23 protein-coding genes and 1 pseudogene are annotated in these 21688 nt (G+C 60.4%); 13 read left to right on the top strand and 11 right to left on the bottom strand.

Annotated elements, in window-relative coordinates; translation table 11 throughout:
• Positions 1–59 precede the first annotated feature (59 nt).
• Entirely contained in the window at positions 60–611 is a 552-nt protein-coding gene (locus CER19_RS23275) for a cytochrome c oxidase assembly protein (protein ID WP_003187340.1), read from the top strand.
• Between the two features lie 35 nt (positions 612–646).
• Positions 647–1534 carry a cytochrome c oxidase subunit 3 gene (locus CER19_RS23270; RefSeq protein ID WP_116668138.1) on the top strand — a complete coding sequence of 296 codons (888 nt, stop codon included), beginning with the start codon at positions 647–649 and terminating at the stop codon, positions 1532–1534.
• Between the two features lie 6 nt (positions 1535–1540).
• On the opposite strand, the gene CER19_RS23265 is transcribed toward CER19_RS23270, so the two are convergent.
• A complete protein-coding gene (locus CER19_RS23265) occupies positions 1541–1744 on the bottom strand; it encodes a twin transmembrane helix small protein (RefSeq protein WP_032878566.1) in 204 nt (67 codons plus the stop codon).
• 32 nt (positions 1745–1776) lie between these two features.
• On the opposite strand from CER19_RS23265, the gene CER19_RS23260 reads away from it, so the two are divergent.
• The 5 genes from CER19_RS23260 to CER19_RS23240 are packed head-to-tail and all read left to right on the top strand — an operon-like array spanning position 1777 to position 5700.
• Positions 1777–2541, top strand: coding sequence for an SURF1 family protein (locus CER19_RS23260; protein ID WP_116668137.1), 765 nt, complete (start codon positions 1777–1779; stop codon positions 2539–2541).
• Positions 2507–3091: a hypothetical protein gene (locus tag CER19_RS23255; RefSeq protein WP_116668136.1), complete on the top strand. Its 585-nt coding sequence runs from the start codon at positions 2507–2509 to the stop codon at positions 3089–3091. The genes CER19_RS23260 and CER19_RS23255 overlap by 35 nt, the downstream gene beginning before the upstream one ends.
• 10 nt (positions 3092–3101) lie before the next feature.
• Positions 3102–4181, top strand: a complete 1080-nt coding sequence (locus CER19_RS23250; protein WP_096142994.1) for a heme A synthase — start codon at positions 3102–3104, stop codon at positions 4179–4181.
• Positions 4169–5068 carry a heme o synthase gene (gene cyoE, locus CER19_RS23245; RefSeq protein ID WP_116668135.1) on the top strand — a complete coding sequence of 300 codons (900 nt, stop codon included), beginning with the start codon at positions 4169–4171 and terminating at the stop codon, positions 5066–5068. The genes CER19_RS23250 and cyoE overlap by 13 nt, the downstream gene beginning before the upstream one ends.
• Complete coding sequence (locus CER19_RS23240) at positions 5065–5700, top strand: SCO family protein (protein WP_116668134.1); 636 nt, start codon at positions 5065–5067, stop codon at positions 5698–5700. Before cyoE ends, CER19_RS23240 begins: the two co-directional genes overlap by 4 nt.
• A 152-nt stretch (positions 5701–5852) precedes the next feature.
• Here the strand turns inward: CER19_RS23240 and CER19_RS23235 are convergent, their stop codons facing one another.
• From CER19_RS23235 to CER19_RS23225, 3 genes are read right to left on the bottom strand one after another with little or no spacing between them, the layout of a single operon-like run.
• Positions 5853–6623, bottom strand: coding sequence for a MetQ/NlpA family ABC transporter substrate-binding protein (locus CER19_RS23235; protein WP_003187353.1), 771 nt, complete (start codon positions 6621–6623; stop codon positions 5853–5855).
• Between the two features lie 51 nt (positions 6624–6674).
• The gene (locus CER19_RS23230; RefSeq protein WP_003187354.1) at positions 6675–7349 is read right to left on the bottom strand and encodes a methionine ABC transporter permease; all 675 of its coding nucleotides are present in this window, start codon (positions 7347–7349) and stop codon (positions 6675–6677) included.
• Positions 7349–8356 carry a methionine ABC transporter ATP-binding protein gene (locus CER19_RS23225; RefSeq protein ID WP_116668133.1) on the bottom strand — a complete coding sequence of 336 codons (1008 nt, stop codon included), beginning with the start codon at positions 8354–8356 and terminating at the stop codon, positions 7349–7351. Before CER19_RS23225 ends, CER19_RS23230 begins: the two co-directional genes overlap by 1 nt.
• Before the next feature lie 265 nt (positions 8357–8621).
• Here CER19_RS23225 and katE point away from each other — a divergent pair, with 265 nt between their 5' ends.
• Positions 8622–10763 carry a catalase HPII gene (gene katE / locus CER19_RS23220; protein WP_116668132.1) on the top strand — a complete coding sequence of 714 codons (2142 nt, stop codon included), beginning with the start codon at positions 8622–8624 and terminating at the stop codon, positions 10761–10763.
• An 86-nt stretch (positions 10764–10849) separates the two neighbouring features.
• Here katE and CER19_RS23215 read toward each other — a convergent pair whose 3' ends face one another.
• The 4 genes from CER19_RS23215 to zur are packed head-to-tail and all read right to left on the bottom strand — an operon-like array spanning position 10850 to position 13640.
• Entirely contained in the window at positions 10850–11569 is a 720-nt protein-coding gene (locus tag CER19_RS23215; RefSeq protein WP_014716334.1) for a PA5502 family lipoprotein, read from the bottom strand.
• Positions 11570–11606: 37 nt separating this feature from the next.
• Positions 11607–12395, bottom strand: a complete 789-nt coding sequence (gene znuB, locus CER19_RS23210; protein WP_003187359.1) for a zinc ABC transporter permease subunit ZnuB — start codon at positions 12393–12395, stop codon at positions 11607–11609.
• Complete coding sequence (gene znuC, locus CER19_RS23205) at positions 12388–13158, bottom strand: zinc ABC transporter ATP-binding protein ZnuC (protein ID WP_003187361.1); 771 nt, start codon at positions 13156–13158, stop codon at positions 12388–12390. Before znuC ends, znuB begins: the two co-directional genes overlap by 8 nt.
• Positions 13158–13640 (bottom strand): zinc uptake transcriptional repressor Zur, encoded by a 483-nt coding sequence (gene zur / locus CER19_RS23200; RefSeq protein ID WP_014716336.1) that lies wholly within the window; start codon positions 13638–13640, stop codon positions 13158–13160. Before zur ends, znuC begins: the two co-directional genes overlap by 1 nt.
• A 58-nt stretch (positions 13641–13698) precedes the next feature.
• Here zur and CER19_RS23195 point away from each other — a divergent pair, with 58 nt between their 5' ends.
• A complete protein-coding gene (locus CER19_RS23195) occupies positions 13699–14628 on the top strand; it encodes a zinc ABC transporter substrate-binding protein ZnuA (protein ID WP_116668131.1) in 930 nt (309 codons plus the stop codon).
• 107 nt (positions 14629–14735) lie between these two features.
• Here the strand turns inward: CER19_RS23195 and CER19_RS23190 are convergent, their stop codons facing one another.
• Together CER19_RS23190 and CER19_RS23185 are read right to left on the bottom strand one after the other, a co-directional pair.
• Entirely contained in the window at positions 14736–15689 is a 954-nt protein-coding gene (locus CER19_RS23190; RefSeq protein WP_116668130.1) for a homoserine kinase, read from the bottom strand.
• Between the two features lie 56 nt (positions 15690–15745).
• Entirely contained in the window at positions 15746–16036 is a 291-nt protein-coding gene (locus CER19_RS23185) for a DUF2782 domain-containing protein (protein ID WP_003187366.1), read from the bottom strand.
• 74 nt (positions 16037–16110) lie between these two features.
• On the opposite strand from CER19_RS23185, the gene polA reads away from it, so the two are divergent.
• Complete coding sequence (gene polA, locus CER19_RS23180; RefSeq protein WP_116668129.1) at positions 16111–18906, top strand: DNA polymerase I; 2796 nt, start codon at positions 16111–16113, stop codon at positions 18904–18906.
• 271 nt (positions 18907–19177) lie between these two features.
• Here polA and yihA read toward each other — a convergent pair whose 3' ends face one another.
• Complete coding sequence (gene yihA / locus CER19_RS23175) at positions 19178–19819, bottom strand: ribosome biogenesis GTP-binding protein YihA/YsxC (protein ID WP_116668128.1); 642 nt, start codon at positions 19817–19819, stop codon at positions 19178–19180.
• 192 nt (positions 19820–20011) lie between these two features.
• On the opposite strand from yihA, the pseudogene CER19_RS29215 reads away from it, so the two are divergent.
• The 3 genes and pseudogenes from CER19_RS29215 (at position 20012) to dsbA (ending at position 21682) form a co-directional block, all read left to right on the top strand.
• A pseudogene (locus CER19_RS29215) lies at positions 20012–20219 on the top strand (cytochrome).
• Between the two features lie 33 nt (positions 20220–20252).
• Positions 20253–20879, top strand: a complete 627-nt coding sequence (locus tag CER19_RS23165; RefSeq protein ID WP_014716340.1) for a cytochrome c4 — start codon at positions 20253–20255, stop codon at positions 20877–20879.
• A 167-nt stretch (positions 20880–21046) separates the two neighbouring features.
• Positions 21047–21682, top strand: coding sequence for a thiol:disulfide interchange protein DsbA (gene dsbA / locus CER19_RS23160; protein WP_003187375.1), 636 nt, complete (start codon positions 21047–21049; stop codon positions 21680–21682).
• The last annotated feature ends 6 nt before the right edge of the window (positions 21683–21688 follow it).

Raw genomic sequence — 21688 nt, 5'->3', positions numbered from 1 at the left:
ACCCGCTTTCGCGAGCAAGCCCGCTCCCACATTGACCGAGTTCGGCTCGGGTGGGCGCCATGGCTGACTCCGTACCGCTCAAGCGCCTGGTCACCCGCCTGCTGATCCTGGTGCTGGCGATGTTCGCCTTTGGCTTCGCCCTGGTGCCGATCTACGACGTGATGTGCAAGGCGTTCGGCATCAACGGCAAGACCGCCGGGCAGTACGAGGGTGAGCAAATGGTCGACCCCTCGCGCCAAGTGCGCGTGCAGTTCCTGTCCACCAACGCCATCGACATGGTCTGGGAGTTTCATTCCAAGGCCGACGAGATTGTGGTCAACCCCGGAGCAGTCAACGAGATGCTGTTCGTGGCCTACAACCCCACCGATAAGCCGATGACCGCCCAGGCGATACCCAGCATCTCCCCGGCCGAGGCGGCGATGTACTTCCACAAGACCGAATGCTTTTGCTTCACCCAGCAAGTGTTGCAGCCCGGTGAGCGCATTGAGATGCCCGTACGTTTCATCGTCGATCGCGCGATGCCCAAGGATGTGAAGCATTTGACCCTGGCGTACACGCTGTTCGATATCACTGCGCGCCAGCCGCCCGTGGCCGTCAGGACCGGGGGCTAGCTACTGTTTGCCCCCTCAATCAGGAGAGCGAATACATGTCGACTCATGATACGTACTACGTACCGGCGCAAAGCAAATGGCCGATAATTGCCACGATTGGCCTGCTGGTCACGGTGTATGGCCTGGCCGTGTGGTTCAACGACTTGAAGGCCGCGCGCCCCGAATCTCATGGGCCGTGGATCTTTTTCGTTGGCGGTTTGTTGCTGGCCTACATGCTGTTTGGCTGGTTTGGCGCGGTGATCAAGGAAAGTCGTGCCGGGCTGTACAGCGCGCAGATGGACCGCTCGTTCCGCTGGGGCATGACCTGGTTCATTTTTTCCGAGGTGATGTTCTTTATCGCGTTCTTCGGTGCGTTGTTTTATGTGCGGCACATGTCGGCGCCATGGCTGGCAGGTGAGGGCTCCAAAGGCGTTGCGCATATGCTGTGGCCGAACTTCGAGTTCGCCTGGCCCTTGCTCAATAACCCTGACCCCAAGCTCTATCCTGCGCCTGAAGGCACCATCAGCCCGTGGGGCCTGCCGTTGGTCAATACCATCCTGCTGGTGAGTTCCAGCGTGACCATTACCATCGCTCACCATGCACTGCGCAAAGGTCATCGCGGTGCGCTGAAGATCTGGCTGGCGATCACCGTGCTGCTGGGCCTGGCGTTTCTTGGGTTCCAGGCCGAGGAATACATCCACGCCTATAAGGAGCTGGGCCTGACACTTGGCTCAGGCGTATACGGCGCCACGTTCTTCATGCTGACGGGCTTTCACGGCGCCCACGTGACCATCGGCACCATCATTCTGTTTGTGATTCTGATGCGTATCCTGCGCGGGCATTTCAATGCCGAGCACCAGTTCGGTTTTGAGGCGGCCAGTTGGTATTGGCACTTTGTGGACGTGGTGTGGATCGGGTTGTTTTTCTTTGTTTATGTGCTGTGAGGCGGCTTACCAAGGCGCATGAGAGACCAGTTGGCCGCTGAAAAAGCCCCAGGCGATCAAGCCTACGGTGATCACGGCCAGTACCACACGCACGGTCAAGGCAGTGACGAGGCGGTTGGAGTTGCCCTCGTCCTTGACCAGGAAGAACAGGCCACTGAACAGGCTCACGACAGTCGCGATCAGCATCAGGGCAATGGCTGCTTTGAGCATGGTCTGGCTCCAGGGCTACAGAGGGAGGGGCGATGAGATCCAGTATAGCCAGTGCCATGCAGCGCTTTCGTCCAGGTATCGCGCCGACGCTGGTGGTGCTGGTGTTGCTGCCGCTCATGGTGAGCCTGGGGTTCTGGCAATTGTCCCGTGGGCACGAAAAGCAACTGTTGGTAGACCGTTATGCCGAGCGCCGCGCCGCCGAGCCGGTCAGCAGTGCGCAGCTCAATGACATGGTTGATCCAGCCTTCCGTCGCGTTCACCTTCGCGGGCAACTGGACGGTGAACACAGCGTATTGCTGGATAACCGCATGCGTGACGGCAAGGCCGGTGTCGAGCTGCTGCAACCTTTTCATGATCAGGCCAGCGGCCTATGGCTGTTGCTCAATCGTGGCTGGCTGCCTTGGCCAGACCGGCGTATCGCGCCCTCCTTTACTACCCCTGAACAGACGCTGAACCTCGACGCCTGGGTGTACGTCGCCCCCGGCGAGACCTTCCAACTGCATGCCGACCCGGCCAGCACGCAATGGCCGCGCCTGCTTACCGCGCTGCACCCCGCGGCGCTGTGGGGCGAACTGGGGCGCAGTGGTTTTGCCTATCAATTGCGTGCTGAGGCGGGCCCCGGTACCTACGAAACCAGCTGGCCCGTCGTCGCCATGGGCCCGGAAAAACACCTGGCCTACGCTGTGCAATGGTTCGCCATGGCCATGGCGTTGCTGGCGCTTTACCTATACCTCGGATGGCATAACAAAAAGGAGAAGCCCCATGGGAGCGGCCATGAATCCACCCAGCACATCTGACACACCTGATCGGCGCAAGGGTCGCTGGCAGCTGATTTTGATCCTGATGATGGTGATCGGCCCGATGGTGCTGGCTACCTTCATGTACAAATTGCAGTTCTGGGTGCCGGACAGCCGCAGCTATCACGGCGAGCTGATCGGCAACGGCCAGACCCGCGCCGACATCGGCGTGCAGGCCGATGAACAGCGCTGGCAACTGCTGGTCACCGCCCCCACCGCCTGTGCTGCCGATTGCCAGCAACTGGTGTACCTGGCGCGCCAGCTGCAGATCAGCCTTGGCCGTGATGCATCCCGTGCCAGCCATGCCCTGGCTGGCGCGCAACCGTTGAGCAGCGAATACGAGGCCAAGCTCAAGGCCGAATATCCACAGCTGCAGCGCTACCCGCTGGAGGTGTCGACCTTTACCAGGAACGCTGCCGCGCCCGGCGATGCGCAACTATGGATCGTCGACCCCCACGGCAATCTGGTGCTGCGCTACGACGCCAAGGTCAAGGGCAAGGACTTGCTCAACGATCTGCGCCTGCTGCTGAAACTGTCGAACATCGGATAAGGGCACCGTCATGGCCAAGCCTGGATTTCGCCTCGCGCTGTTTGCCACGTTACTGGCGTTGTTTGTCGTGCTGCTCGGCGCCTATACCCGCCTGACCCACGCCGGCCTCGGCTGCCCGGACTGGCCGGGCTGCTATGGCTTTATCAGCGTGCCGCAAAGCGAAGCCCAGCTGGCTCATGCCGAGTTGCACTTTCCCGACACGCCGGTGGAGGCCGACAAAGGCTGGGCCGAGATGACCCATCGCTACTTCGCGGGCAGCCTGGGCCTCTTGATCGCGCTGCTGGCGGCGCGTTCGTGGCGTCATCGGCGTGATCCGGGCCAGCCGGTGAAGCTGCCGCTGTTCCTGCTGGCGGTGGTGTTCGCCCAAGCGGCGTTTGGCATGTGGACCGTGACCTTGAAGCTCTGGCCGCAAGTGGTCACAGGGCATCTTTTGGGCGGCTTTGCGACCTTGAGCCTGCTGTTTCTGCTGACCCTGCGGCTGTCCGGCGTACTACCGGCGCTGGTCGTGCCCAAGCGCCTGCAATATTGGGCAACGGCAGGCCTGGTGCTGGTGATCGGGCAGATCGCCCTGGGCGGCTGGGTCAGTTCCAACTACGCGGCGGTGGCCTGTGTCGATTTGCCCACCTGCCATGGCCAATGGTGGCCGGCAGCGGACTTCGCCAATGGTTTTCACCTGACCCAGCACATAGGCCCCAATTACCTGGGGGGCCAGCTCGACAGCGAAGCGCGCACCGCCATCCACCTGACGCATCGCATCGGCGCTGTGCTGGTCACGCTGGTGCTGCTCGGTTTGGCCTGGCAACTGCGAGCAGTGGGGATGACGCGCCTGGCCGGCCTGCTGTTGATCGCTCTGGCTGCGCAGATCTGCCTGGGGGTGAGCAATGTGGCGTTCGGCCTGCCGCTGCCGGTGGCGGTCGCGCACAACGCTGGCGGGGCAACGTTGTTGATGACGCTGGTGCTGGTCAATTATCACGCGCGCACCAGCCTGGTTCGGGTGCGTCACCCCCGCCTGTTCGGCTGGCGTTTTATCCCGCGCAAACAGGTGTCGGGCCTGATTACCCTTAAAGGAGAACTGCCATGGCGACCGTGATCGGCGCACGTCGCGACCGGGCGATCTGGCGTGACTATTTGGAGTTGACCAAGCCCAAAGTGGTGGTGCTGATGCTGATCACCTCGCTGGTGGGGATGTTTCTCGCCACCCGCGCCGGGGTGCCCTGGGCAGTGCTGGTGTTCGGCAACCTCGGCATTGCCCTGTGTGCAGGCGGCGCGGCGGCGGTCAACCATGTGGTCGATCGACGGATTGATGCCGTGATGGCGCGCACTCACAAGCGGCCGATGGCTGAGGGGCGTGTCTCGCCGATAGCGGCGTTAGCGTTTGCGTTGTTCCTGGCTATTGCAGGATTGGCCCTGCTGCTGGCGTTCACCAACCCGCTGGCGGCCTGGCTGACCTTGGCTTCGCTGCTGGGTTATGCGGTGATCTACACCGGTTTTCTCAAGCGAGCGACGCCGCAGAATATCGTCATCGGCGGTCTGGCCGGTGCGGCGCCGCCGCTGCTGGGCTGGGTGGCTGTCACTGGGCATGTGAGTGCCGAACCCTTGCTGCTGGTGCTGATCATCTTCGCCTGGACCCCGCCACACTTCTGGGCCCTGGCCATTCACCGCAAAGAGGAATACGCCAAGGCCGACATCCCGATGCTGCCGGTCACCCATGGCGAGCACTACACCAAGGTGCATATCCTGCTGTACACCTTCGCCCTTCTGGCGGTGAGCCTGATGCCCTACGTTATCCACATGAGCGGGCTGCTCTACCTGGGCTGTGCGCTGGTATTGGGTGCGCGCTTTCTGCAATGGGCCTGGGTGTTGTACCGTGGCAGCCAGCCGCACGCGGCGATCAACACGTTCAAGTACTCTATCTGGTACTTGCTGCTGCTGTTTATCGCCCTGCTCGTAGACCACTACTTATTGTTGAACCTATGACTCGAACTCAAAAAACCGTCTTCATCCTCGTGGCCCTGGTGGCGTTGATCATGGGCCTGACCGTCAACAAAGTGCTCTCGGGCAAAGGCCAGGGCGATCCCACTGCGCTGATCGACGCCGGCATCATTCTGCTGCCGCAAAGCCGCCAGTTGCCCGCAGTGAGCATGACCAACCAGGACGGTCAGCCGGTGCTGGCCAATGAATTGAAAGGCAAGTGGAGCCTGTTGTTCTTCGGCTACACCTTCTGCCCGGACATCTGCCCGACCACCCTCGCCCAGCTGCGCCAGATCAAGAGCGAGCTGCCCAAAGAGGCTGTGGATAAGTTGCAGGTGATCTTGGTGAGCGTCGATCCGCACCGCGATACCCCGGCGCAGCTCAAGCAGTACCTGGGTTACTTCGACCCACAGTTCCAAGGCCTGACTGGCGCGAATGTGGAGGATGTGCAGAAGGTTTCGAATGCGGTGAGCATTCCCTTTATTCCGGCGGATACCAGCAAGCCGAACTACACCGTCGACCACAGCGGCAACCTGGCACTGATCGGCCCGGATGGTACTCAGCGTGGGTTTATTCGTGCGCCGTTGAACAACCAGAAGCTGGTGGCGCAGTTGCCGGGGTTGCTACAGCGCAAATAGAGTCGAGGCTAAACAAGTGTGGGAGCGGGCTTGCTCGCGAAAACTGGGTGTCAGTCGCCGAAAATATCGACTGAACTACCGCATTCGCGAGCAAGCCCGCTCCCACATTTATTGATCTCCATTAAGCAGGAGATCGGTCTTGCGGGCCGAAATCAGAACGCCGGCTTGATCGCGCCTTTGTACTTCTCTTCGATGAACTTCTTCACTTCAGGCGTGTGCAAGGCTGCAACCAGCTTCTTCACCGCGTCCGCATCCTTGTTGTCTTCGCGGGTCACCAGGATGTTCACGTAAGGCGAGTCGCTGCCTTCGATCACCAGGGCATCCTTGGATGGGTCCAGCTTGGCTTCCAGAGCGTAGTTGGTGTTGATCAGCGCCAGGTCGACCTGGGTCAGCACGCGCGGCAGGGTGGCGGCTTCCAGTTCGCGGAACTTCAGGTTTTTATCGTTGCCGGTGATGTCCTTGATGGTCGACAGGATGTTGGTCGGGTCCTTCAGGGTGATCAGGCCGTTCTTGGCCAGCAGTAACAGCGCACGACCACCGTTGGTGGCGTCGTTCGGAATCACCACGTTGGCGCCGTCAGGCAGGTCGGCCAATTTTTTGTACTTGCTGGAGTAAGCGCCCAGAGGCTCCAGGTGCACCGCGCCGACGCTCACCAGGTGAGTGCCTTTGGCCTTGTTGAATTCATCCAGGTACGGCTGGTGCTGGAAGAAGTTGGCATCCAGGCGCTTTTCAGCCACCTGTACGTTCGGCTGCACGTAGTCGGTGAAGACTTTGACCTTCAGATCCACGCCTTCTTTGGCCAGGGCAGGCTTCACGAATTCGAGGATTTCGGCGTGAGGCACCGGCGAAGCAGCGACCGTAATGGTCTCGGCGTGGGCGGAAAACGCAGCCACGGCGGCGAAAGCAACCAGTAGTTTTTTCATCCAGCAAGCTCCTTGTTCGGGCATCTGCCGGCTATGCGCCGGCAATGGCCGTTATTTACGAGAAAAATGCACCACCAGCCGGTCGCCGACGGTTTGCAGAATTTGCACCAGAATCAACAGCATCACCACAGTGACCACCATCACATCGGTCTGGAAGCGTTGGTAGCCAAAACGGATTGCCAGGTCGCCCAGGCCGCCAGCACCGACCACACCGGCCATTGCGGTGTAGGAAACCAATGTAATCGCCGTCACCGTAATCGCCGCGAAGATGCCAGGGCGGGCTTCGGGCAACAGGGCATTGGTGATGATCTGGCGGGTGGTCGCGCCCATGGCCTGGGTGGCTTCGATGATGCCACGGTCCACTTCGCGCAGGGCGGTTTCCACCAGGCGCGCAAAGAATGGCGTAGCGCCGACGACCAGCGGTGGGATCGCACCGGCGACACCCAGCGACGTGCCGGTGATCAGTACCGTGAACGGAATCATCACGATCAACAGAATGATGAACGGCAGCGAGCGCAAGATATTCACGATCAGCGACAGCAGCGCGTACAGGCCTTTTTGTTCGAACAGTTGGCGCGGGCTGGTCAGGAACAACAGCACGCCCAGGGGCAGGCCGAGCAGCACAGTGAAGAACAGCGAGCCGAACAGCATGGTCATGGTGTCGCCGGTGGCGAGCCAGATTTCAGACCAGTCGATATTGGCGAAGAAACTCAGGAAAACGTCCATCAGCGCAGGACCTCCATGTGAACGTCTGCGGCGGTGAAGCGTGCAAACGCAGCTTCCATGTCACCGCCGGTGACGGCGAGGGTCAGTTGCCCGTAAGGGATGTCTTTGATGCGGTCGATACGACCGGCAAGGATGCTGTAGTCCACTCCGGTTTCCCGTGCGACGGTACCCAGCAGTGGCGCGTAGGTCGCGTCCCCTTGGAACGTCAGGCGCACGATACGGCCTGGCACATGGGCAAAGTCGTCGCGCTGCTCGCTTTCGTCAACCTGCTCGGCTTCCTGCACGAAACGCTTGGTGGTCGGATGCTTGGGGTGCAGGAACACGTCGGCCACCGAGCCTTGCTCGACGATCACGCCGGCGTCCATCACGGCGACCTGGTCGCATACGCGGCGGATCACGTCCATTTCATGGGTGATCAACACGATGGTCAGGTTCAACTCGCGGTTGATCTCGGCCAGCAGTTGCAGGACCGACGCCGTGGTTTGCGGGTCGAGGGCGCTGGTGGCTTCGTCGCACAGCAGGATTTTTGGCTTGGTCGCCAGGGCTCGGGCGATGCCGACGCGCTGTTTCTGGCCACCGGACAACTGCGCCGGGTACTTCTTGGCGTGGTCCGACAAGCCGACGCGGGCGAGCAGCTCAGCCACACGCTGGTCGATTTCCTTGCGCGACAGTTCGCCGGCAAGCGTCAGCGGCAGAGCGACGTTGTCTGCCACGGTCTTGGACGCCAGCAGGTTGAAGTGCTGGAAGATCATCCCGACCTGCTGGCGAAAGCGCCGCAGGCCGTTGGCGTCCAGCGCAGTGACTTCTTCGCCATCCACCTTGATCTGGCCACCACTGGGCTCTTCCAGGCGGTTGATCAGGCGCAACAGGGTGCTTTTACCGGCACCCGAGTGGCCAATCAGGCCAAACACCTGGCCGTTCTCGACGCGCAGGCTGGTGGGGTGCAGGGCGGGGATATCCTTACCGGCGACGCGGTAGGTTTTATGGACGTTTTGAAACTCGATCACGTAGCGAACCTTGTGGGGCGCATTGAAAAGGGATCAGCGGTTAGCCGGGCGCGCATTTTAGCCTGTCCGTATAGCGTTTCTTAGCATTTATTTCGTATTCATCCAGTCATTTGGCAATAACGCGATCAAAGGTCATAAAAAAGGAACGGTGCAAAACCGAGTCAGTCACTACTTAAGCAACTCGATTTCCCAGGTGCCGTGCCTGGGGTTTTGCTCAAACGAGCCGGGGACCGCTCTGGCCACTTTGAATAAGGAGTTTTGACTGATGAGTACCAAGAAGCCAGCCACCCCGCCCAAGAGTGAACTTGCGGGTACCGATACCCTGGACCGTGGCAACACCAACGCCAAGTTGCAGGCCCTGGAAGAATTCCGTTCTGACGCGACCGGCCAGGCCCTGCGCACCAACCAGGGCGTGAAGATTTCCGATAACCAGAACAGCCTGAAAGTCGGCGCCCGCGGCCCTTCGCTGCTGGAAGACTTCAGCATGCGTGAAAAGATCACGCACTTCGACCATGAGCGTATCCCGGAGCGCATCGTGCATGCCCGTGGTACGGGCGCCCATGGTTATTTCCAGAGTTATGGTGATCACTCGGCACTGACCAAGGCAGGTTTCCTGCGCACGCCTGAGCATAAAACCCCGGTGTTCGCGCGTTTTTCCACGGTGCAGGGCCCGCGTGGTTCCGGCGACACCGTGCGTGACGTTCGCGGTTTTGCCGTGAAGTTCTTCACCGACGAAGGCAACTTCGACCTGGTGGGCAACAACATGCCGGTGTTCTTCATCCAGGATGCGATCAAATTTCCTGACTTCGTCCACGCGGTGAAACCCGAGCCTCATAACGAGATTCCTACCGGCGGTTCGGCCCACGATACGTTCTGGGATTTTGTCTCGCTGCAACCGGAATCCGCGCACATGGTGATCTGGGCCATGTCCGACCGCGCCATTCCAAAAAGCCTGCGCGCCATGCAGGGCTTTGGGGTGCACACCTTCCGGTTGATCAATACCGAAGGTAAGTCCAGCTTCGTGAAATTCCACTGGCGTCCAAAAGTCGGCACCTGCTCCCTGGTTTGGGATGAGGCGCAAAAGCTGGCCGGTAAAGATACGGACTACCACCGTCGTGACCTGTGGGAAGCGATTGAAAGCGGCGACTACCCCGAGTGGGAGCTGGGCGTACAGATCGTGGCCGAAGAAGACGAGCACGCGTTTGACTTTGATTTGCTCGACCCGACCAAGATCATTCCCGAAGAGCTGGTACCGATCACGCCACTGGGCAAAATGGTGCTCAACCGTAACCCCGACAACTTCTTCGCTGAAGTCGAGCAGGTTGCGTTCTGCCCAGGTCACATCGTGCCGGGCATCGACTTCACCAACGACCCATTGCTGCAGGGCCGTCTGTTTTCCTACACCGATACCCAGATCAGCCGACTGGGCGGGCCGAACTTTCATGAGATTCCAATCAACCGGCCTGTCGTGCCTTTCCATAACGGCCAGCGCGACGCTCAGCATCGCACTGTGATTGATAAGGGGCGTGCGTCCTACGAGCCAAACTCCATTGATGGTGGTTGGCCGAAAGAAACCCCTGCTGGTCCTACCGATGGTGGCTTTGAGTCCTACTACGAGCGCGTCGATGCCAACAAAGTGCGCGAGCGCAGCGAATCCTTCGGTGACCATTTCTCCCAGGCGACGCTGTTCTACAACAGCATGAGCCACCACGAGAAAGAGCACATTATCGCGGCCTACAGCTTTGAGCTGGGCAAGGTGGAGCGCGAGTTCATCCGTGCGCGCCAGGTCAACGAGATCCTGGCCAATATCGACCTGGAGCTGGCCAAGCGCGTTGCGCAGAACCTGGGCTTGCCGGCGCCGACCAAGGGCACGGTGCCTGCCCGTGAAACGTCGTTGAAAGAATCGCCAGCCTTGAGCCAGGTGAATTTGCTGTCGGGCGATATCAAAACGCGCAAAGTGGCGATTCTGGCAGCCAACGGCGTTGATGGTGCGGCCATTGACGCGCTAAAAGCAGCGCTGGAAGCTGAAGGCGCCCATGCCAAGTTGCTGGGGCCTACTTCGGCGCCTGTGACCACCGCGCAGGGCAAGACGCTGCCGGTCGACGCCTCGATGGAAGGCATGCCGTCCATTGCCTTCGACGCAGTGTTTATCCCGGGTGGCAAAGAGTCGGTGAAGGCGCTGAGCGGTGATGGTGTGGCGTTGCATTACGTACTGGAAGCCTACAAACACCTGAAGGCGATTGCGGTAGCCAGTGATGTGAAGCCGTTGCTGGACCTGCTGAAGCTGGAAGCGGATGCGGGGTTGATCGTGGGCGCGGATGCCAAGGCGTTCAAAGCGTTTTTTGCGGCGATTGCCCAGCATCGGGTGTGGGAGCGTGAGCCGAAATCCAAGGCGATTCCGGCTTAACTTATCGGTTGTTTGTTAGATCGTCATCGCAGGCAAGCCAGCTCCCACACCGTTCAAATGTGGGAGCTGGCTTGCCTGCGATGCTTTTAGTCCGCCTTGCGCGGAATCAGCACAACCTGCGCCGGAATGTGTTTCAGGATTTGCCGGTGAATCTTCAGGTCATATCCCGAATCAATCCGCTTCACCCGCTTGGTCAGTAACGTGGCCAGCCACGGGTAATCCTGGGTGCGTGGCACCTGGATGCTGACATCGCACTGGTAATTCACCACATCGGTGGCGATTGCGTCCAACTGATGGCGCATGTCTTCAACATCCGCGAGGTTCAGAGCCACGGTGGTGCTTGGCGCTGCGGGGTCGATGACCTTGGCGGCGGGCTTGGCTTCAGCGGCTTTCAATGCAGCTTCTGCCTGGTCCAATTCGGCTTTGCGTGCATGGCTGATGGCGCTGTTGACGCCACCGGTCAGCGCAGGGGCCTTGGGCATCAAGGCGCGGGCACGGCTCAGGGCCGTGGCGGCCGCGTTGACGTCGCCTTTTTGCAGCACGATCTGGCTGCGCTGCAGGTAGGCTTCGGCCAATTGACGCTGGTAGGCCTCAAGTGCCGGGTCGTTGGGCGATTGGGCCTGCAGTGCGGCCAGTTGGTCTTCGGCGGTGGCCAATTCGCTGCTGGCCAGGTTTTGTTCCAGCTGCGCGATGGCCGCAGCCCGCGGATCCGGAGCCTGGGGGGCAGCGGGCGGCGTACTTTGGCAGGCGCCCAGCAGCAGTGAAAATGCGGCAAGGAGCAGATAACGGGAGGTGAACGGCTTCATTCCTGCGACTCTCTATTTGCGCAAAAAGCGAGCAAGTCTACACCCCTCGACGGGGCAGGACAAAACTCAGCAGAAACAGGGCGGCCGCCGTAACCACAATCGACGGCCCGGCCGGTGTGTCCTTGAACCAGGACAGCGCCAGGCCACCACACACTGCAAGCATCCCCAGGAGGCTGGCGCCAATCGCCATCTGCTCCGGAGAACGAGCGTGGCGCTGGGCGGCGGCGGCTGGAATGATCAGCAGCGACGTGATCAACAATACGCCGACAATCTTCATCGCGACAGCAATCACCACGGCGATGAGCAACATCAGGGCCATACGCAGGCCTGCGACGGGCAAGCCTTCTACCTTGGCCAGTTCTTCATGCACGGTGATCGCCAGCAACGGGCGCCACAGGGTGACCAGCAACACCAGCACCGCAGCGCTGCCGCCGAGGATCCACGCCAGGTCGGTCGGGCTGATCGCCAGCAGGTCGCCGAACAGATAGGCCATCAGGTCGATGCGCACTTCATGCATGAAGCTCAGTACCACCAGGCCCAGGGACAAGGTGCTGGGCGCGAGGATGCCCAGCAGTGTGTCGGAGGCCAGTGGCTGGCGTTGCTGCAGAGTCACCAGCAGCACCGCCAGCAGCAGGCAGCCGACGGTCACGGCGATGGCCGGGCTTACATCCAGCAGAAAGCCCATGGCCACGCCTAGCAATGCGGCATGGGACAAGGTGTCGCCGAAATAGGCCATGCGTCGCCAGACCACGAACGAGCCCAATGGGCCCGCCACCAGTGCCAAAGCCAAGCCTGCCAGCAGGGCGTAGAGCAGAAAATCAGCCATGCTTGCAGCTATCTCCATGAACGTGGGGGGTATCGACGACGGCGCCATGCAGGTCATGGGCGTGGTCATGGTGGTGATGGTAGATCGCCAGGCTCTGGGCGTTCTTGCCGAACAGCTCCACAAACGCCGGGTCGCCACTGACCTGTTCCGGGTGGCCCGAGCAGCACACGTGGCGGTTGAGGCAGACCACTTGGTCGGTGGTGCTCATGACCAGGTGCAAGTCGTGGGAGACCATCAGCACGCCGCAACCATGGCGGTCGCGCAGGCGGGTGATCAGGCTGTACAGCTCGGCCTGGCCGGCGACATCGACGCCTTGCACGGGCTCATCGAGTACCAGCAACTCGGGCTCGCGCAGCAAGGCGCGGGCCAGCAGCACGCGCTGCATTTCGCCGCCGGAGATGCTTTGCACCGGGTTGTCGATGACGTGTTCGGCGCCGACTTCCTTAAGCGCAGCCTGGGCGCGGGCGCGGTCTACGCCGGGCACCAGGCGCAGGAAGCGCAATACGGAGAGCGGCAATGTCGGGTCCACATGCAGCTTTTGCGGCATATAGCCCACGCGCAGCTTGGGCTTGCGCCAAACCGTACCGCTGTGGGGCTTGAGCAGCCCGAGTACGGCGCGCACCAGGGTGGTCTTGCCGGCGCCGTTAGGGCCGATCAAGGTGACGATTTGCCCCGGCTCCACGCTCAGTGCGATGTTTTCCAGCACATTTTGCCCGGCGAACGTGACCCCGACCTGCTCCAGGCGGATTAACGCATTGCTCATCAAACCCCCTGGCAGCCTGCGCACAGGCCGACCACTTCGACCGTTTGCCCCTCGACTTTGAAGCCGACGTCGGCAGAGCTTTTGATAATGGCGTCGCTGATGCTTTTTTGTTCAAGCTCGATGGCGGCATGGCACTCGCGGCAGATCAGGAACTGGCCCTGATGCGCGTGCTCCGGGTGGTTGCAACCGACAAAGGCATTGAGCGACGCAATACGGTGCACCAGGCCGTTTTCCAGCAGGAAATCCAACGCACGGTAAACGGTGGGCGGCGCGGCGCGGCGGCCGTCCTGCTCGCTGAGGACGCCAAGAATGTCGTACGCGCCCAAAGGCTTGTGGCTCTGCCACACCAGCTCCAGCACCCGGCGACGCAAGGCGGTCAGGCGCAAGCCTTTCTTCGCGCACAGGGTGTCGGCCTCTGACAATGCGGTGTGCACGCAGTGAGAGTGGTCGTGGGGACGGCTGGCAAGCGGTGTTTTAGGCATGAGCGGCGACAGATATTTGATAGAGACGTTATTATGTTACCCGTTCCTACGCCATCGAGTGGTCATCGTGTCCCGACTTTTTCCCGTTTTTGTCGTATTTGTCACCAGTTTGTTCGTTGCGGGTGCCGCTCAGGCCGAGGTCAAGGTGCTGACGAGCATCAAGCCGTTGCAGCTGATTGCCGCTGCCGTGCAGGACGGCGTGGCCGTTCCAGAGGTGTTGCTGCCGCCGGGGGCGTCGCCGCACAACTTCGCTTTGCGCCCATCCGACGTACGGCGTGTGCAGTCGGTGGACCTGCTGTACTGGATCGGGCCGGACATGGAAACGTTTTTGCCGCGTGTGCTCAAAGGCCGTACGGCGGCAACGGTGGCCGTGCAGGACCTGCCAGGCATGAAACTGCGCATCTTCGGCGAAGATAGCCACTCTCATGCCGATGAAGCCGACGAACATGATCACGATCACCGCCCAGGTAGTGTCGATGCGCACCTGTGGCTGTCGACGGTCAATGCGCGCGTGATCGCCGCGCGGATGGCGGCCGACCTCAGCGCCGCCGACCCGGCCAATGCCGAGCGTTATCAGAGCAATGCGAAGGCCTTCGAAGAACGCCTGAACGCGCTGGATGCGCGCCTGAAGCAGCGTTTGGCGGGCGTTGATGGCAAACCTTACTTCGTGTTCCACGAAGCCTTTGATTACTTCGAAGAGGCGTACGGCTTGAAGCATGCCGGCGTGTTCAGCGTGGCCGCCGAAGTGCAGCCGGGCGCCCAACACGTAGCGGCGATGCGTAAGCGTTTGCAGGAAGTGGGCAAAACTTGCGTGTTCAGCGAGCCGCCGTTGCGACCTCGCTTGGCCGAAACCCTGGTGGCCGGGTTGCCGGTGAAGTTGGCGGAATTGGATGCGTTGGGTGGCTATACGCCGGCTACCGCGCAGGGTTATGAGCAGGTGCTGGAAAAGCTCGGCAATGACCTGGCCGGTTGCCTGGAGTCGCTCTAACAGGCAACACATAACCTCTTTGGGAGCGGGCTTGCCCGCGATAGCGTTGGCTCAGTCGATACCGCTATCGCAGGCAAGCCAGCTCCCACATTGGCCGAGTCGGTGTTTTAAAGTGCGAACGGCAGGTGGACCGTGACCTGTTGACGCTGCGCCAAGCGGTGCTCGAACTCAGCCGGGTCATGAATCAACACATCCTGCCCGGCAAATGACTCAGCCGCGATCAGCCGGGACAGCCAGAACCGCACGCACGCCACCCGCAGCATGGTCGGCCATAGCTCGGCTTCCTTCGCGGTAAACGCCCGTAGCCCCGCGTAAGCGCCCAGCAGCGCCCGGGCACGGTGACCGTCAATCACGCCCTCGGCATCCGAGCACCAGTCATTCAAGGCGATTGCCACGTCGTAGAGCATCGGCCCCGAACAGGCATTGTAGAAGTCGATCAGGCCCGTCAGGTGCGTGCCTTCAAACATCGCGTTATCGCGAAACAGATCGGCGTGCACATTCGCCCGTGGCAGGCCGAGGATTTCGGCCTTGTGGGCGTCGATCTCGGCCAGCGCATCGCGCAACAGGCGTTGCTGGGCCTCGTTGAGGTGCGAAATAAGTTGCGCGCCCTCGCTGAGCATCCACTCCAGGCCGCGGTCGGTCTTGCGTTCAAGTACCTTTTCGCCTTGGGTAGCCAAGTGCAGGTGGCCGAGCAGTTCGCCAACCTGGGCGCAATGCTGCGCATTGGCCTCCTTGATGTGCTTGCCCGCCAAGCGCGGTTGCAGCAAGGCCGGTTTGCCCTTGAGTTCGCGCAAAGCGATGCCGTCGGTGGTACGCAGGGCGTAAGGCACAGGCAGGTCGGCGTCGTGGAGCACATCGAGCAGTTCGATAAAGAACGGCATTTCTGCCACCGGGCCACGCTCAACCAGGGTCAGGACGAATTCGCCCTGTTCCAGGCTGATAAAGAAATTGGTGTTTTCGCTGCCGGCGGCAATCCCCTGGAAATCAAGCAGGCGGCCGAGCCCATAAGGGGCGAGAAAGGTTTCCAGCTCGGGCCGAGCCAGGGGGGTAAACACAGACATGGTTAAAACTGCCGTTACGGGCGCTGCGGTGGGCAGCGCCGGTTAAAATTAAGAAATCATTTCCATTCGAAGATCTTCCATGACGGGATCAGCATATCCGGCTGGTCAGAGCGGATGAAGTTCGCGTCGGTGCCGTCCGCACGTACCAGAAAGTACGGTGGTGCGCCCTTCGGGGTGACCTTGATCGCGTACAGGAAGCCGTTTTGGCGGTATTCCTGGATGGTTTTGTCGCCTTCCGTGCGAATGGTAACTTCCGGGTCTGCCGAAGGGGCATCGTCTGCCGCCATGGCAGCCATCGGAGCGAGTGCAATCAAACCGGTCAACAGCAGGCGATTGAATGTACGCATGATAACCTTGTCCCTTTGTTTTCATTGGTCCGGCTATTCTAGCGCCTGACCCGCCGAAAAGGTTGATCCTGCTCATGAGCCAAGCGCCCCTCGTCCTGGTGGACGGTTCTTCTTATCTGTACCGCGCCTTCCACGCGCTGCCACCGCTGACCACCTCCAAAGGCCTGCCCACCGGTGCGGTCAAGGGCGTGTTGAACATGCTCAAAAGCCTGCGCAAGCAGTACCCGGGCAGCCCATTTGCGGTGGTTTTCGACGCCAAGGGTGGGACGTTTCGCGATGAGATGTACGCCGAATACAAAGCCAACCGCCCGAGCATGCCTGATGACATGCGCCTGCAGATCGAGCCGCTGCATCAAAGCGTGATCGCTCTTGGCTTCCCGTTGCTGTGCGTCGAGGGCGTGGAGGCCGATGACGTGATCGGCACCCTGGCCCGCAGCAGCGCGGCCGCCAGCCGCCCGGTGGTGATCTCGACCGGTGACAAAGACATGGCGCAACTGGTGGACGGCCACATTACCTTGGTCAACACCATGACCGGTAGCTCGATGGACATCGAGGGCGTTAAGGAGAAATTCGGCGTCGCTCCGGAGCAGATCATCGACTATCTGGCGTTGATGGGGGATTCGTCCGACAACATTCCCGGCGTTCCGGGCATTGGTCCCAAGACCGCCTCCGGCTTGCTGGTAGGGGTCAATGGCGGCCTCAAAGAGCTTTATGAGCAGCTGGATATTGTGCCGACCCTGCCTATCCGTGGGGCCAAGACCCTGCCGGCCAAGCTGGAAGAGCATAAGGAGATGGCATTCCTGTCCTACCAGTTGGCGACGATCAAGATCGATGTGCCGCTGGATATTGGGTTGGATGATTTGCACCTGATCGAACCGGATCGCGAAAAGCTGCTGGAACTGTACACGCTGCTTGAGTTCAAGAGCTGGTACGACGAGATCCAGCGCGATGCCAAGCGTGTCGAGCTCAAATCGGCGAGCGAGGTTGCGCCGGCCGCCGAAATGCCGGTCGAGGCTGTTATATCGGTACCGGTAGAGGCGGTTTACACCACCATTCTGGACCAGGCCACCTTCGACGTGTGGCTGAAAAAACTCCACGATGCGCCGTTGTTTGCTTTCGACACCGAAACCACCGGCATCGACGCCCAGCAGGCGCAATTGGTTGGGGTCTCGTTTGCTGTGCAGCCCCATGAAGCCGCCTACATCCCGCTGACCCATTCCTATATCGGCGCGCCGGATCAATTGGACCGCGACACCGTGCTGCTGGCCTTGAAGCCGCTGCTGGAAGATCCGACTAAGCTCAAGGTGGGCCAGCACGCCAAGTTCGACATGAACATCCTGGCCAACTGCGCCATTGGTGGCGACCCTGCCCAGGGCATTACCGTGCGCGGCATCGCCTTCGACACCATGCTCGAATCCTACGTGCTCAATTCCACCGCGACACGGCACGATATGGACAGCCTGGCGAAGAAATACCTGGACCACGACACGGTCAGTTTCCAGGACATCGCCGGCAAAGGTGCCAAGCAACTCACGTTCGACCAGATCGCCCTTGAGCAAGCCGGCCCCTACGCGGCCGAAGATGCCGATGTGACCTTGCGCCTGCACCAGCACTTGTACGCGCAGCTGACGGCGATTCCGAACCTGGCCAGTGTGCTGACGGACATTGAGATCCCGCTCGTGCCGGTGCTGGCACGCATCGAGCGCCAGGGCGCACTGGTGGACAAGGACCTGCTCGGCATCCAGAGCATCGAGCTGGGTAACAAGATGGTTGAACTGGAGCGCCAGGCGTACGAGATCGCCGGTGAAGAATTCAACCTGGGTTCACCCAAGCAGCTTGGAGCGATCCTGTACGAGAAGCTCGGCATGCCGGTGCTGAAAAAAACTGGCAAGGGCCAGGCATCCACGGCTGAGGAAGTGCTGGCCAAACTGGCCGAAGATGATTTTCCGCTGCCCAAGGTGCTGATGCAGTACCGCAGCATGAGCAAGCTCAAAAGTACTTATACCGACCGCCTGCCGGAACAGATAAACCCGCGTACCGGGCGTATTCATACGTCTTACCATCAGGCCGTCGCGGCGACCGGGCGCTTGTCCTCCAGCGATCCGAACTTGCAGAACATCCCGGTGCGCACCGCCGAGGGGCGGCGCATTCGCCAGGCGTTTGTCGCGCCCAAGGGCTACAAGCTGCTGGCGGCGGACTATTCGCAGATCGAGCTGCGGATCATGGCGCATTTGTCCAAGGACGAGGGCTTGATGAACGCCTTCCGCAATGACCTGGACGTGCACACGGCCACGGCGGCCGAAGTGTTCAAGGTTGAGTTGAATGAGGTCACGTCCAACCAGCGCCGCAGCGCCAAGGCGATTAACTTCGGCCTGATTTACGGCATGGGTGCCCAGAAGCTGGGTAAGGACATCGGCGTCGATACCAAGACCGCCAAGGCTTACATCGATGTGTACTTTGCCCGCTATCCAGGGGTGCGCGAATACATGGAGCGCACCCGCGCCCAGGCGGCGGATCAGGGCTATGTCGAAACCTTCTTCGGGCGACGCCTGTACTTGCCGGACATCAACTCCAACAAGCCCCAGGAGCGCGCGGCGGCCGAACGCACAGCGATCAACGCGCCGATGCAAGGCACGGCGGCGGACATCATCAAGAAGGCCATGGTGCAGGTGGATAACTGGCTGACCGAGTCGGGCCTGGATGCCAAGGTCATCCTTCAGGTGCACGACGAATTGGTGCTGGAGGTGCGTGAAGACCTGGTCGCGCAGGTCAGCGAGAAGATTCGCGAGCATATGAGCGCAGCGGCTCAGTTGGACGTGCCTTTGGTGGTGGACGTAGGCGTAGGCGATAACTGGGACGAGGCGCACTGATTCTGCGGCTTCGCCATCATCGCGAGTGGTGGCGAAGCGGTTTAGAGCGCAAACCGCGGTCAGTTATTTCCAATAGTTTTTTGAGCCTGTCGGAACTTAACCTGTGAACTGCCACTCAGAGTTACTGAATGGGTGGTGAAGCCCTTCAATGCTCCTATGTTGTGTTAAGTGTTGGCAGATAATTCTGGACCCCGCCCTAGCGGTCCGGAACTTGAACCCCGAACTTCCCCTCCCCAAAAGAAGTCCGGGGTTTTTTTTGCCCGCAGAAAAGTTACTCGACGATTTCTGCGCCCTTGTCCGCCAATTCCATCCAGCCGGCCAGTACGGTGTAGGCTTCTTCCAGGCCCATGCGCTTGGGGGCGGAGAACAGCTGAATCGTGATGGTATCGCCCCAGCCCTTACGGATGTCGGACTGCACTTTGAGCAGGGTGTTCTTGGCTGCTCCGTAGGTGAGCTTGTCGGCCTTGGTCAGCAAAATGTGCATTGGCATGCCGCTGGCGACAGCCCAGTCGAGCATCAGCAAGTCGAAGTCGGTCATTGGATGACGGATATCCATCATCAAGATCAAACCCTTCAAACTCTCGCGGCCACCCAGGTAAGCCTCAAGGTGACGCTGCCAGTGCAGCTTCAGCGGGATAGGTACTTTTGCATAACCGTAGCCCGGCAGGTCGACCAGACGCCGATCATCGTCTAGCTTGAAGAAGTTGAGTAGTTGCGTGCGGCCCGGGGTTTTCGAGGTGCGCGCCAGGCTGGCGTGAGTCAGGGTGTTCAGTGCGCTGGATTTACCGGCGTTGGAACGGCCGGCAAAGGCGACTTCAAAGCCCTCGTCATCGGGGCATTGGTCCACTTTGGCGGCGCTGAGCATGAAGGTGGACTGTTGGCACAGGCCGAGGATGGGGTTCTTGAGTTGCATGAGATTTCCGATGTGGGCGGTGCCGAGAAAGGGTGCGGCAAGCGGTGTCGTTTCCGTTTCAGTAGCGCCAGTATATAATGCCGCAGATTTTGTGTGTGCTTTGTCCCAGCGAAGGATGAGGTTCACGGGAGCGAAAGACCTTTATTGCGCATTAGAACGCAAAACGCTCTCAAACCCTGAATAGGTCGATGTATGGACCGACGGTTGCTCGCTTCTGCTGCCCTGATTCCGCTTTACGGCGCTCAGGCTACACAGGATCAACCGAGTTTGCATGGTCAGGCTGACGCAGTGCGTGACCCAGGGTTTCAAGGCAATGCCGCCGCGTGGTTTGTGCATGGACTGCAGTACTGAGGATTACCAGGCCGTCATTGATTTGATGGTGAGTAAACCCGGTAGATAACTCTTAAACCCTTAGCCGTAGTTGGATTAGCTGATGAACAAACTGATCGTGAGTCTGCTGTTGACCTTGGGCATCACAGGCGCTGCCGTCGCTGCAGAGGGCCCCGTCAAAGGTGATGCCACTGCCGGTCAAGCGAAGGCCGCCGTGTGTGGTGCCTGCCACGGGCCGGATGGTAACAGCCCGGCGCCGAACTTCCCCAAACTGGCCGGCCAGGGTGAACGTTACCTGAGCAAGCAGATGCACGACATCAAGGACGGCAAGCGCACGGTGCTGGAAATGACCGGCCTGCTGACCAATCTCAACGATCAGGACCTGGCGGACCTCGCGGCATATTTTGCCAGCCAGAAGGGTAGCGTGGGAGCTGCCGATCCTAAATTGGTCGCCCGCGGAGAGCAGTTGTTTCGTGGCGGTAACCTGGAAAAAGGCTTGCCTGCCTGCACCGGTTGCCACTCGCCCAATGGCGCAGGCAACGCTGCCGCAGGCTTCCCGCACCTGAGCGGCCAGCACGCCACCTACATCGCCAAGCAGTTGACCGACTTCCGCAAAGAAGAAGCCGGCCGGGCCAACGATGGGGACGCCATGACCATGCGCACCATCGCTCGCAAGCTGAGCGACGAAGACATCGCAGCCCTCTCCAGTTATATCCAGGGCCTGCACTGACGGGGCTGGGCGTTAACGCTCGATTAATCCCGCGATGCAAGCATAAAAAGGGTGGCTCAGGCCGCCCTTTTTTGTGGCCGCTGCCGTTACACTAACGAACTCATGTCCGCGTAGACCTGTCACAACAAAGGTCGCGTGAGGCGACTTTATTTGTCCAGGAGTAAAGCATGCGTAATCTGATCCTCAGCGCCGCTCTCGTCACTGCCAGCCTCTTCGGCATGACCGCACAAGCTGCCGATGTGCCGCTTGAAGCCGGTAAAACCTATGTTGAACTGGCTAACCCGGTTCCGGTTGCGGTACCGGGAAAGATAGAGGTGGTGGAGCTGTTCTGGTACGGTTGCCCGCATTGCTACGCGTTCGAGCCGACTATCAACCCATGGGCTGAAAAGCTGCCCAAGGACGTTAACTTCCGCCGCATTCCTGCCATGTTCGGTGGCCCATGGGACGCCCACGGCCAACTGTTCCTGACCCTGGAAGCCATGGGCGTTGAGCACAAGGTCCACAACGCCGTCTTCGAAGCGATCCAGAAACAAGGCAAGCGCCTGACGAAGCCGGACGAAATGGCTGACTTCGTTGCTACTCAAGGTGTCGACAAGGACAAGTTCCTGGCGACCTTCAACTCCTTCGCCATCCAGGGCCAGATCAAACAGGCCAAGGAACTCGCGCAGAAGTACGGCGTGCAAGGTGTTCCAACCCTGATTGTCAACGGCAAATACCGTTTCGACCTGGGCAGCACCGGTGGTCCTGAAGCGACCCTGAACGTTGCTGACCAACTGATTGCCAAAGAACGCGCTGCCAAGTAAGGGGCT

Origin of the sequence: Pseudomonas sp. GL93 (genome assembly GCF_003408955.1) — a bacterium.
In the GTDB taxonomy this organism is placed as follows: Bacteria; Pseudomonadota; Gammaproteobacteria; order Pseudomonadales; family Pseudomonadaceae; genus Aquipseudomonas; species Aquipseudomonas paracarnis.
Note: the sequence above shows the minus strand (reverse complement) of the source record. Positions and strands in the feature narration are given on the sequence as shown.

What these genes read in the sequence shown, in the direction of transcription:
- CER19_RS23190 (WP_116668130.1), bottom strand. Translation starts at nt 15,689, where the DNA reads ATGTCTGTGTTTACCCCCCTGGCTCGGCCCGAGCTGGAAACCTTTCTC.
- znuC (WP_003187361.1), bottom strand. Translation starts at nt 13,158, where the DNA reads ATGAGCAATGCGTTAATCCGCCTGGAGCAGGTCGGGGTCACGTTCGCC.
- zur (WP_014716336.1), bottom strand. Translation starts at nt 13,640, where the DNA reads ATGCCTAAAACACCGCTTGCCAGCCGTCCCCACGACCACTCTCACTGC.
- CER19_RS23255 (WP_116668136.1), top strand. Translation starts at nt 2,507, where the DNA reads ATGGGAGCGGCCATGAATCCACCCAGCACATCTGACACACCTGATCGG.
- znuB (WP_003187359.1), bottom strand. Translation starts at nt 12,395, where the DNA reads ATGGCTGATTTTCTGCTCTACGCCCTGCTGGCAGGCTTGGCTTTGGCA.
- polA (WP_116668129.1), top strand. Translation starts at nt 16,111, where the DNA reads ATGAGCCAAGCGCCCCTCGTCCTGGTGGACGGTTCTTCTTATCTGTAC.
- CER19_RS23260 (WP_116668137.1), top strand. Translation starts at nt 1,777, where the DNA reads ATGAGATCCAGTATAGCCAGTGCCATGCAGCGCTTTCGTCCAGGTATC.
- katE (WP_116668132.1), top strand. Translation starts at nt 8,622, where the DNA reads ATGAGTACCAAGAAGCCAGCCACCCCGCCCAAGAGTGAACTTGCGGGT.
- CER19_RS23270 (WP_116668138.1), top strand. Translation starts at nt 647, where the DNA reads ATGTCGACTCATGATACGTACTACGTACCGGCGCAAAGCAAATGGCCG.
- CER19_RS23215 (WP_014716334.1), bottom strand. Translation starts at nt 11,569, where the DNA reads ATGAAGCCGTTCACCTCCCGTTATCTGCTCCTTGCCGCATTTTCACTG.
- CER19_RS23265 (WP_032878566.1), bottom strand. Translation starts at nt 1,744, where the DNA reads ATGCTCAAAGCAGCCATTGCCCTGATGCTGATCGCGACTGTCGTGAGC.
- CER19_RS23165 (WP_014716340.1), top strand. Translation starts at nt 20,253, where the DNA reads ATGAACAAACTGATCGTGAGTCTGCTGTTGACCTTGGGCATCACAGGC.
- CER19_RS23185 (WP_003187366.1), bottom strand. Translation starts at nt 16,036, where the DNA reads ATGCGTACATTCAATCGCCTGCTGTTGACCGGTTTGATTGCACTCGCT.
- dsbA (WP_003187375.1), top strand. Translation starts at nt 21,047, where the DNA reads ATGCGTAATCTGATCCTCAGCGCCGCTCTCGTCACTGCCAGCCTCTTC.
- cyoE (WP_116668135.1), top strand. Translation starts at nt 4,169, where the DNA reads ATGGCGACCGTGATCGGCGCACGTCGCGACCGGGCGATCTGGCGTGAC.
- CER19_RS23250 (WP_096142994.1), top strand. Translation starts at nt 3,102, where the DNA reads ATGGCCAAGCCTGGATTTCGCCTCGCGCTGTTTGCCACGTTACTGGCG.
- CER19_RS23230 (WP_003187354.1), bottom strand. Translation starts at nt 7,349, where the DNA reads ATGGACGTTTTCCTGAGTTTCTTCGCCAATATCGACTGGTCTGAAATC.
- CER19_RS23235 (WP_003187353.1), bottom strand. Translation starts at nt 6,623, where the DNA reads ATGAAAAAACTACTGGTTGCTTTCGCCGCCGTGGCTGCGTTTTCCGCC.
- CER19_RS23275 (WP_003187340.1), top strand. Translation starts at nt 60, where the DNA reads ATGGCTGACTCCGTACCGCTCAAGCGCCTGGTCACCCGCCTGCTGATC.
- yihA (WP_116668128.1), bottom strand. Translation starts at nt 19,819, where the DNA reads ATGCAACTCAAGAACCCCATCCTCGGCCTGTGCCAACAGTCCACCTTC.
- CER19_RS23240 (WP_116668134.1), top strand. Translation starts at nt 5,065, where the DNA reads ATGACTCGAACTCAAAAAACCGTCTTCATCCTCGTGGCCCTGGTGGCG.